Genomic DNA, 9,380 nt, shown 5'->3' on the forward strand with positions numbered 1-9,380 from the left:
TGATGAGAGCACGGGAATAAGACCCGTGATTACTGTAAGGTATATTCCTGCTGCCCTTACTCTGTCGACGTAATCAAAATAGTAACGGTTATCGAAAAAGAGCTGAGTAATTATGATATCGGCTCCGGCATCCACCTTTTTTTTGAGATTGGATATGTCCTCCTCAAAATTTGGGGATTCAATATGTTTTTCCGGATAGCCGGCGACTGCTACGGAAAACCGCTGCGGTTTTTCTTTTTCGTATTTTCTTATGTGTTCCACGAGCTGATTTGCGTGCTGGAAAGCCCCCTCGGACAGCAGCTTCTCGCCATTTTCCTTCGGAATATCTCCCCTGAGGGCCACTATGTTGCGTATTTTCTCCTGTTCAATCTGCCCGAGCATCAGATCTATTTCCTTTTCGGAATATCCTATGCAGGTCAGGTGACAGGCGCTCTCCATCCCTATAACGTTTTTTATGTAGGAAGCAACTTCAGCCGTTCTTTTCCGCCCCTTTCCCATGGCACCATGTGTTACCGTTATTATGGCGGGCGAAAGTTCGGCGAGTCTCGCAAGAGCATCTTTGAGTTTTTCGAATTCAGGATCGTCTTTCGGAGGAAAGACCTCAAAAGATATAAGAGGAGCATCTTTTTTTTTGTTTTTGTATTCAGAAAAATTCACGGTTTTTCCTCGAGAACCAGAGTTTGCAATGTGGTCTTTCTTTCAATTTCCAACGGGTTTTCGAAGTCCAAAAGTGCTGTAATCAAAATAGCCGGGTCAAGCCCACGGACATAATCTACCTCGTGGAATTCCGTGTCCTCTTACATGTAAATCTAGCTTGCTCAATATACCTTGCGTTATATTACACATCAAGCTGATACTGTAGCGGGGAAAGTTTAAGCTATTCCTCTCGATTTCCAAACAATTTTCTAAGGCACGCGCTTCTGTAATTGAATGGAATCCAGTTTCCTGCTTACCAGAAGCGGATTTGCCGATCTTCCGATTGGGTCAAACGGCAGAGAGTAGTGAACGAGGTCCCGGACCTGCGTCTGCTCTCCGGCCTGTGCAAAAAAATGCTTGTGGTCCCAGAACTTGTAGGGTCCGAATCGCTGTTCGTCAACGAAATAGTGCGGTGGATCGACCTGAGTTATTTCCGTTGTCCAGGTGCTTGTGAAAAAAGGGATGGGCGTTACGGTGTAAGTGATTATCATGCCGGGATATATTTTTTCTTCTGTCTCAGATGTTATCCGCAGTTTGAGTCCCGAGGGAGTTATCTTGGGAAGATTGTTCGGGTTGGAGAAAAAATCCTAAGCTGTTTCAATCGAAACCGGCAGGAATTCTGTTCTCTTGAGAGTATATATCTTCATTCTTCTTCTGCTTGGTCCAGCGGTGGTCCGGGAAGCCCGACGAAGTTCCACAGTATCAAGAACAAAAGTCCGAATATCAGGGGTAAAGACTGGTGTGTCTCATAGAGTATACCGGCGGACATTCCCCCAACGCAGGCTCCCATGAAGTTTGCCAGGTTGAAAAAACCGGAGAGCACACCCCTGTTCTCCGAGGAGACTCTTTGCGTAACAAACGCAGGTAGTATGGACTGAAATATGGAGTATCCAAGAAAAAACACCGCCCCCGCGAGGTAGAGTGTGATACTGTCAGATGCTCGGAGCAGGTAGATTAAAAAGGCGGCTACTAAAAAGAAAAGCCCGAACCTAGTTGCCTGTTTCAATTTCTTTCTTGTTTCTGAGATTCTGATGTAGGCGTTAGCCAGAAGTGCGCTGGGGGCGAGTATTACTAGGTAGACGGACCACAGATCTTGGGGGCTGGTGCCGATATTCTTCCAGTCTAGAGGGTAGATGAACAAAACAAGGTTAAGGCAGAGCGATGTTATGAAGGTTGAGGAAAGAATTTTTCCCATTTCCGGTTCCCTGAGCTTAAGAAGAATTTCTTTTCTGTCCCTTGCTTTTTTCTTTGGAAGTTCCGGGAACATGAAAACAGTAACGAACACCGCCATCAATCCCAAGGCTGAGAGGATGAAGAAAAGGCTTTCAAACCCGAATTTTCCTGCGAGCACCGGACCGATTATGAGGGAAATTATAAACGCTGTTCCGATTATCATTCCGGTCAGCATAAAGGACTGAGCCCTTACCTCGTTTCTTGTTGAGTCCCCGAGAGATGCTATGGCGACTGCGCCTATTGCGCCGCTTCCCTGAAGCGCCCTAGTTGCTATGAGTTCCCAGATATTATCCGCGAACCCGCAGAGGATGCTTCCTAGGCAGAAAATCAGAAGTCCCGACACTATTACCGGCTTTCTTCCGAATCTGTCGCTCGCCATGCCGAAAGGTATCTGCAGCAGGCTCTGTGTAAGGGCATATATTCCGAACGCGACTCCGGCTGATGACAGTGTCGCTCCCTCATAGTTTGTCGCGTATATGCTGAAAACCGGGATTATCAGGAATATGCCCAGCAGTCTGAGCGATATGACCGTTCCTATTACCACAACGCCTCGGAGCTCATTTCTGTTCAGTTTCATGCAGACCCTCTATCGTTTTTTCGCCTTTAAATGGCTCGGGATAAAAAGGTTAGGGTATTTACCGTTTTTGACAACGACAAACTGTTAAGATATTATGAAGGGGAAAATACTAACCTAGAAAATTCCACTGACAATCAGTATATAGTCATAATTCCCTTAGCGGAGGTGTTTTAGTTACATGAGATCATTTTTCGAGATTGTGAAGGACCGTTTCTTGCGCGTCAGTTTCTTTGTCTTTTTGTTTTCCATGCTGATTGGCTCATACGTGGTTTTAGCCGGGGGATTGCCGCCTGACGTTCGTCAGGACAGCAACATCGAAGAGATGCCTGCCGAGGCGCCACCTGTCGAAACTGTGGTTGAAGCTCCGGTGGTTGAGGAAGTTCCTGAAAAGACCTCAAGAGGGTTTACTGTCGGAGCCCGCGGTTCTTTTTTTCTCCTTGGTGATTCTGATTTCTCGGCGCCTGGGTCTGAGCAGTATGGTCCGTTATCAGGTACCGCCAGCGATAACGGAGGATACAATTTCAGCTTTCTTCTGGGTTACGACTTTGGAAACGGGCTGCGTCTTGAGGCCGAAGCAGGCTACATATACAGTTGTATTAATGAAATGGACGTAAAAGAACCGGGAAGCCTTGTATGTCTTGCTGGGGGGTGCGACTTCTATAACAGTCTTCCGTCAGATGGGCAAGAAGCGGTTAAAGAGGCGGCAAAGGGCGAAAAAAATATTGATGGTCCGGTTTCCGCGTTCGCCTTCATGATAAACGCTTATTACGACTTGAATCCGGACGGAAAACTTGTTCCGTACGTAGGGGCAGGACTGGGTGTGCTGAATCTCTCAACGGATGTGGAATCGGCCGAAGGTGCTGCGACCGGCACTGTTCTGATTGATGACAGTGATTCTGTCTTCGCTTATCAGGTAGGAGCTGGTCTGGGTTACAAGATTGACGGACCCGGTAACGGTTCAGACGTGACACTGAGTGTTGATTACCGCTATCTGGCTTCCTTTGAGAACCCGGAATTCGCCGGCGAGATAACCGGCGGTACTGTGGAAACCGAGTTCGCGGGGCATTACTTGGGCGGCGGAATAAGACTGGCATTCTGAGCTTAAGATCAGCTCTGTGTTCTGGCCTCCCTGTCTAGGGGAAGCGGGATTTCCGCGACTGGGTATTGCGCGGGGCGGTGTTTAGTGACGGCGATGTTCGGGGCGCTCTTGGGTTTTTTACGGTTCATAGGGCATGCGCCCGAGATTTCCTCTGTGTATATTCCGCGTTTGCGGTTCAGGCGGACGGCCGTTGCGTGGAGCGAATAAGAGCGGTTCCGTCATTCAGCTTTTTGGGAACTTCCGGGCGATGAGACCTACTTGGGCTGAAATCAGTCTTGATTTTTTCAGATCGAACCTTGGCGAAGTAAGAAGACTTGTCAGCAAAAGCGTCCGAGTCATGGCGGTTGTGAAAGCCGACGCTTACGGACACGGCTCCGTAAGGGTAAGCGAAGCCGCCCTTAATGGCGGAGCGGACATGCTCGGGGTAGCTACGGTTCCCGAGGCTCTGCAGCTCAGGGAATCCGGAATAACGGGCGAAATATTTCTTCTGGGAGGTATTGATCCCCTGGAAGCTAGGGTAACCGTAGAAAACACACTTACTCCTGCGTGCTACTCCGTTGATGTGCTCGAAGCTCTTTCTGGAGCTGCTGTTGAGTGCGGAAAAACAGTCAGTTATCATCTGAAGGTCGATACGGGCATGACCAGGCTTGGAGTGGGAGTAGGCGACATGGAATCTTTTTTTGCTTCAGCCGCCAAGCTTCCTGGAGTAATGCTTGAGGGTGTTTTCACGCATCTTGCCTCCTCTGAGATTCACCAAAGCGACTATACGGATTATCAGCTTGGGATTTTCCGAGAGAGTCTCTTTTTCCTTGACGAGCTGGGAGTTAAATACCGCTACTCCCATTCAGCAAACAGCGCCTCCATTCAGAGATTTCCAGATTCTCATATGGATATAGTGAGACCCGGGATAATGCTTTACGGTTCAGGCAGCATGGGGGAGGTTACTCTGAGGCCCGTTATGAAACTCAAAACAAAGATAGTACAGCTCAGAGAGATCCCCCCTAGCACCTCGGTCGGCTACGGGGGGACTTTCGTTGCTGGGAGGGAAACACTGGTTGCGACCCTTCCGGTTGGGTATGCCGATGGCTATCCAAGAGCCCTTTCAAACAGAGCGAAAGTTTCTCTTTGCGGGAGACTCGCTCCCCTTATAGGATCCGTCTGCATGGATTTCATCATGGTCGATGTAACGGATATCCCGGGTATCCGTGTTGGAGACGAAGCAGTGCTTTTCGGAGACGGGCTCGTGAGCGTTGAGGATGTCTCTTCCTGGGCCCAAACCATACCTTACGAAATCTTGTCACGGATTTCGCCGAGGGTTCCGAGGCGTTACGTGTGATTTGTTGCCGTTGTTAGTCTGAGAAAATCTGCGATGAGAGCTGTTATACAGAGGGTAACGAGGGCATCAATCAGCGTTGACGGGAATGTAGTCGGCAGCATCGGCCCGGGAATGGTGATTCTTGTTGGAATTGAGAAAGATGACTCGCAAAAAGACATTGCTTATGTAGCGGAGAAGATAGCTGGTCTGAGAATATTTGAGGATTCCTCGGGCAAAATGAATCTGAGTATCAAGGATACGGGAGGAGAGGTTCTGGCTATTTCCCAGTTTACCCTCTACGGTGATTGCAGAAAAGGCAGAAGGCCTTCTTACATGCGGGCCGCTGGCGAGGATTTCGCGAGGCGGTGCTACGAATCTTTTATCGCTGAGATCGCGGAACGTGGAATCCTGGTCAGAACCGGCGTTTTCGGGGCAACAATGGATGTTCATATAGTGAACAACGGTCCAGTCACGCTTCTTATTGACAGTTCCAAGGATTTCTGAGTTCATACTGGTTATTTTGTTGCGGCGGATTATTATTAGGATAGATGAAGACCGTATGCAATCACCCTACCGCTCACAGGGATTATATATTTGAGGAGAAGTACGAAGCGGGTCTGATACTCAAGGGCTCCGAGGTTAAATCCCTTAGAAACGGAAACGCCAGCGTCAAGGAAAGCTTTGCTCTCATAAGGGAGGGCGAAGCCAGACTTGTTAACTGCTACATAGCTCCTTATGATGCCGCCAGCGGGCTTAACCATGAACCGACGAGGGAGAGAAAGCTTCTGCTGAACTCCCACGAGATAAGGAAGCTGATTGGAAAAACCAGCATTAGAGGTTACACTTTAATTCCTCTAAGGATTTATTTTAAAAACGGTATTGCAAAACTCGAACTGGCCCTTGCCAAAGGTAAGAAGACGAGAGATAAAAGAGAGGATATAAAACGTCGCGAGGCCCAAAGAGATATGCAGAAAGCCGTTAGACGATCTTTGAAACGTTCATAACTTAGACACGGGGGCGATTCGGCTTCGACGGGAAACAGGGAAGCTTGTGCCGCATGCCGAGCTTGGTTAACTCGTAAAACTGATCAAGCACGATAAGTGCCGAACCAATTAACGCACTCGCAGCCTAAAAGAACTGCGACGTCTCAGAACGTCATGCCCGCTGGGCTTTCTGAGGCGTAATTTAAGCGGGATGGCTGGTACGTGATTCCCGGGGCGCTTGCCAGCGAGATTTTACTCGGGACTGCGGTAAAAAACCTGCCTGCCGGTGATTTTGCCGTCTGATTCAAAAGACAGGATAAGCATGTAGAAGCCTGGTGAAACTTTTTCCGGACCCGGGTTCGATTCCCGGCGCCTCCACCATCTTATTTCTATAACTACCTCAAAATAAAGAAATTCTTAGGAAATAAATAAAGATTAAGCCCCTTTATATCCCACACGCAGACAGGGTATATGCCTCTAAACTCCGAGGATTTAGCGACTGCTTCTTCGTAATGCGTCGCTTTAATCTGCTATTGTAGCTATAGCATCAGAACGAGATTCGAACACCTCAATGATTTTGTCAAAACCTGCGATCTTGAAGACTTCTTTTACGGAATCAGACAAGGAGCACAATGCGAATCTCGTATTTTTACCTTGGAGTGCTTTTGCAACAATCAGAATTGAACGCAATCCCGCACTATTGATGTAGGACAGCTTTTCAAGATCCAGGACTACAAAATTGCCAGGGGCAATAATTTCATTGTACAGGTTATCGTGGAATTGCCGTGCGTTCACGCCGTGAATTTGACCGGCTGCACTTATTACCAAGATCCCTTTGATATGATCGGCCTGCAACCTGACTTGATTGTTTTGAATGACCATTCTTCCAGCAATCTATCTGACTATAGCACTGCAATCAAGATGGAAGACTATATGTTTCGTAATTATCCCCTTGACACAACAGAGGACGGTTGATAGAATGAAAACATGGAATACTGGAATCCAGTTTGTTGGGCATGCTGGGACAAGTCGGATTTGGTTATTTCCGTGGTTTCTATTATAGGTGCACTTGTGATGGATAGAATATACCTGGCAGTTAAGAAGAAACACGAAACAATCAACGAATTAAGGTTCATCAGGGATTTTGCACATAATTATAAGTCCCTATCAGAGTTTAAAAAGGACCGCGAAAACAATCCCGGTAAAGAAGATATATCGAAAGAAGAAAAATTAAAACTCCTTGAAAAAATTGAGAATAGTCAACTCAAACTAAAGGATTTTATTCAAGCCGTAAAAACCTACAAACAATGGTTTCCGACAGCCGGATCGGTCAAAGACGAAGATACTGCACAGGCGTTAATAGAAGACGCTAACAATTCCATTGTTTTAATTCAAGAATACGGTGTGAGAAAAGCCAATCGTATATTGAATAAACCCCATGGGATTTGGAAACGAAGAGGTTGGGCGTTTGCCATTGGTGTTTTGTGCGGGGCTTACCTTAATTTTTTACGCTTTTTATATTCATAGGGAGGAAAAATGCGAAAAATACTGGTTCTTAGCTTCCTGTTTGCCTTACTCGCTGTTCCAGTGAGTGCGATAACTGATGCTGAACGAAAAGAGCTCTGGAAGAAGGATGCTTTCGCTCTTCAGAGTTTCGGCTGGGAATGTAACGAAATCGTGGATGTTGACGGCATCATAAACGAACACGCCCGCAACGAAACCCCATGGATTATCAATAGAATCACATGTAAAAACGGTCTTGTTTACTTCAAAAAAGTCTTCGCTTTCGACCAAGAAAACCTGTCATGGCCAAAACTTCTAGTAGAATACTGTTACAAAGGCAAATGCAAAAAACACAAATAATCCGATTCAACGCCCTGCTGGAAGCAATGATACTTAGAGGTTCTCCACCAGATCGGAGAAAATCGAAGCGGGATCCTTCCGCCGGTTGTAGCGATACTCAAATTCCTTTACATACTTCCAAAGATGCTTCGGAGAAACGTGAACATGAGTCCCCTGAATCGAAAGTTTAAGGCGAGCCCAGAAGCCCTCAAGGGTGTTAACATGGCAACCGTTACGGGAATACTCCCCGGCTTCATGATTAACCGTTCTATGCCTGTATCCGGCACGGACAAGCCCCAGATAGGAGCGAAGCTCGTCAGTGTGCATTGTGCTGCCCGGCAGTACGTTCTCTTCAATGATGGGTTGCAGGGTTCTTTTGCGAACATTGGGAACGACCTTAGCCATGAGTTCCCCACCGCGTTCAAGCATTCCGAACACAACCGCTTTTCCGTCCGCTCCTCGACCTCTTTTCCCTGGGCGTTTGCCGCCTATATAGGTTTCGTCAGCTTCTACATCGCCGTCAAGCGGATGCTCATCGTCCACCTCGGCCATGTACTTGCGAATTTCGTGAGCCATGCGCCACGCCGTCTTGTAGGTAACTCCCACCTGCCGTTCAAGCTCTTTGGCGGAGATACCGTGGCGGGAAGTGGAAAACAGATACATAGCATAGAACCACTTGTGAAGGGGAGTGCGGGAACGTTCCATAGGAGTCCCTACGCAGGGGAAAATAAAGTGCTTGCAGTGCTGACAGACATAAGCCCGGTCACGCTCTACTTTGTAGAATTTGCTGAGCGCTCCGCACTTCGGGCAGTGAAATTGCCGTCCGCCGTAGCGGGTAACGAGCATGTGTTCAAGGCACGCATCGTCATTTGGAAACTGTTCTTGAAATTGATAAAAGTTCATTTCAACCCCCTTATGGTAATAATCTACCCGAGGGAGGTTGTTGTGTCAAGGGGATAATTGCGATATGTTTAATTATCCGAAAGTTGGTGATTGCTAATTAGCACAGGGAGTTACGTAACAGTCTTCCCGGATGCTGAAAACAGGTGCTTTTTGGAGAAGACTCTCGGAATCTCTGAGGAGTGGACTGCTAATCTACCTTAATTGTGCATCGGGTTACAGAGTGTCTTGATGACCTTTTATGTGATTCCCATTTTAAAAATTGTCGACATACTTGTCTATAAGCATTGTGTCTACCTTTTAGGTACAGTTTCTGTAAATTTGTGAACCAATAAGCGCAAAGGGAATTATATACTTGACTAAACCGCATTATCATGACTGTTAAAGAAATACGCACAGTAGAGTTTGTCGTTCTGTCTGCCGCTAAGGCGAAGGCAAGGAAGATGTTCCAGGTGGCCGGAGCCTGTCGGTACGTCTGGAACCATTTCAGGGAGAAAAACCTTACTGACTACCAGGCATTCAAAAACGGCAAGGGAGAAAAACCGAAGACAAATTATTTCTCCCTCGGCGTTGAGTTCACCAGGCTAAGACACGAGACGGACTGGCTTCTGGAACTTCCTGCCAACCCCATAAAACATACTCTCAAGTATTTTGCCGACGCGCTTGGAGAAGCCATGGCCGGCAAGAAGGGATTCCCGAAGCCGAGAAGCAGAAACAGGCACGCACCAAGCTTCA

At 47.3% G+C, this 9,380-nt stretch carries 12 protein-coding genes and 1 other RNA gene; 8 read left to right on the plus strand and 5 right to left on the minus strand.

What is annotated here, in order from left to right; genetic code table 11:
* The 3 genes from OXG10_03665 to OXG10_03675 form a co-directional block, all read right to left on the minus strand.
* The coding region (locus tag OXG10_03665) for a methylenetetrahydrofolate reductase (GenBank protein MCY3826466.1) at window positions 1-657 on the minus strand (657 nt) is incomplete at its 3' end.
* Window positions 658-905: 248 nt separating this feature from the next.
* Window positions 906-1,187 (minus strand): SRPBCC family protein, encoded by a 282-nt coding sequence (locus OXG10_03670; protein MCY3826467.1) that lies wholly within the window; start codon window positions 1,185-1,187, stop codon window positions 906-908.
* Window positions 1,188-1,339: 152 nt separating this feature from the next.
* A complete protein-coding gene (locus OXG10_03675) occupies window positions 1,340-2,506 on the minus strand; it encodes an MFS transporter (GenBank protein MCY3826468.1) in 1,167 nt (388 codons plus the stop codon).
* A 178-nt stretch (window positions 2,507-2,684) separates the two neighbouring features.
* Here OXG10_03675 and OXG10_03680 point away from each other — a divergent pair, with 178 nt between their 5' ends.
* The 5 genes from OXG10_03680 to ssrA all read left to right on the plus strand — a co-directional run bounded on the left by OXG10_03680 (window position 2,685) and on the right by ssrA (window position 6,284).
* On the plus strand, window positions 2,685-3,605 hold the full coding sequence (locus tag OXG10_03680) for an outer membrane beta-barrel protein (GenBank protein ID MCY3826469.1): 921 nt from the start codon (window positions 2,685-2,687) through the stop codon (window positions 3,603-3,605).
* Window positions 3,606-3,852: 247 nt separating this feature from the next.
* On the plus strand, window positions 3,853-4,941 hold the full coding sequence (gene alr, locus OXG10_03685; protein MCY3826470.1) for an alanine racemase: 1,089 nt from the start codon (window positions 3,853-3,855) through the stop codon (window positions 4,939-4,941).
* A 33-nt stretch (window positions 4,942-4,974) separates the two neighbouring features.
* Entirely contained in the window at window positions 4,975-5,424 is a 450-nt protein-coding gene (dtd, locus tag OXG10_03690) for a D-aminoacyl-tRNA deacylase (protein MCY3826471.1), read from the plus strand.
* A gap of 44 nt (window positions 5,425-5,468) precedes the next feature.
* A complete protein-coding gene (gene smpB / locus OXG10_03695; protein MCY3826472.1) occupies window positions 5,469-5,924 on the plus strand; it encodes an SsrA-binding protein SmpB in 456 nt (151 codons plus the stop codon).
* A 9-nt stretch (window positions 5,925-5,933) separates the two neighbouring features.
* Window positions 5,934-6,284: a transfer-messenger RNA gene (ssrA, locus tag OXG10_03700) on the plus strand.
* A gap of 141 nt (window positions 6,285-6,425) precedes the next feature.
* Here ssrA and OXG10_03705 read toward each other — a convergent pair.
* Window positions 6,426-6,785 (minus strand): STAS domain-containing protein, encoded by a 360-nt coding sequence (locus OXG10_03705; protein MCY3826473.1) that lies wholly within the window; start codon window positions 6,783-6,785, stop codon window positions 6,426-6,428.
* Window positions 6,786-6,890: 105 nt separating this feature from the next.
* Between OXG10_03705 and OXG10_03710 the strand changes: the two genes are divergently transcribed.
* On the plus strand, window positions 6,891-7,430 hold the full coding sequence (locus tag OXG10_03710) for a hypothetical protein (protein ID MCY3826474.1): 540 nt from the start codon (window positions 6,891-6,893) through the stop codon (window positions 7,428-7,430).
* Window positions 7,431-7,439: 9 nt separating this feature from the next.
* Window positions 7,440-7,766: a hypothetical protein gene (locus tag OXG10_03715; protein MCY3826475.1), complete on the plus strand. Its 327-nt coding sequence runs from the start codon at window positions 7,440-7,442 to the stop codon at window positions 7,764-7,766.
* A 33-nt stretch (window positions 7,767-7,799) separates the two neighbouring features.
* On the opposite strand, the gene OXG10_03720 is transcribed toward OXG10_03715, so the two are convergent.
* A complete protein-coding gene (locus OXG10_03720) occupies window positions 7,800-8,648 on the minus strand; it encodes an IS1595 family transposase (GenBank protein ID MCY3826476.1) in 849 nt (282 codons plus the stop codon).
* A gap of 371 nt (window positions 8,649-9,019) precedes the next feature.
* Here OXG10_03720 and OXG10_03725 point away from each other — a divergent pair.
* Window positions 9,020-9,380: hypothetical protein (locus tag OXG10_03725; protein MCY3826477.1), on the plus strand; the 361-nt coding region annotated here is incomplete at its 3' end.

This window comes from Candidatus Dadabacteria bacterium, assembly GCA_026706695.1.
Taxonomy (GTDB): Bacteria; Desulfobacterota_D; UBA1144; order Nemesobacterales; family Nemesobacteraceae; genus Nemesobacter.

Coding starts and splice junctions, on each gene's coding strand:
- OXG10_03670 (MCY3826467.1), bottom strand. CDS start 1,187: ATGATAATCACTTACACCGTAACGCCCATCCCTTTTTTCACAAGCACC.
- OXG10_03675 (MCY3826468.1), bottom strand. CDS start 2,506: ATGAAACTGAACAGAAATGAGCTCCGAGGCGTTGTGGTAATAGGAACG.
- OXG10_03680 (MCY3826469.1), top strand. CDS start 2,685: ATGAGATCATTTTTCGAGATTGTGAAGGACCGTTTCTTGCGCGTCAGT.
- alr (MCY3826470.1), top strand. CDS start 3,853: ATGAGACCTACTTGGGCTGAAATCAGTCTTGATTTTTTCAGATCGAAC.
- dtd (MCY3826471.1), top strand. CDS start 4,975: ATGAGAGCTGTTATACAGAGGGTAACGAGGGCATCAATCAGCGTTGAC.
- smpB (MCY3826472.1), top strand. CDS start 5,469: ATGAAGACCGTATGCAATCACCCTACCGCTCACAGGGATTATATATTT.
- OXG10_03705 (MCY3826473.1), bottom strand. CDS start 6,785: ATGGTCATTCAAAACAATCAAGTCAGGTTGCAGGCCGATCATATCAAA.
- OXG10_03710 (MCY3826474.1), top strand. CDS start 6,891: ATGGAATACTGGAATCCAGTTTGTTGGGCATGCTGGGACAAGTCGGAT.
- OXG10_03715 (MCY3826475.1), top strand. CDS start 7,440: ATGCGAAAAATACTGGTTCTTAGCTTCCTGTTTGCCTTACTCGCTGTT.
- OXG10_03720 (MCY3826476.1), bottom strand. CDS start 8,648: ATGAACTTTTATCAATTTCAAGAACAGTTTCCAAATGACGATGCGTGC.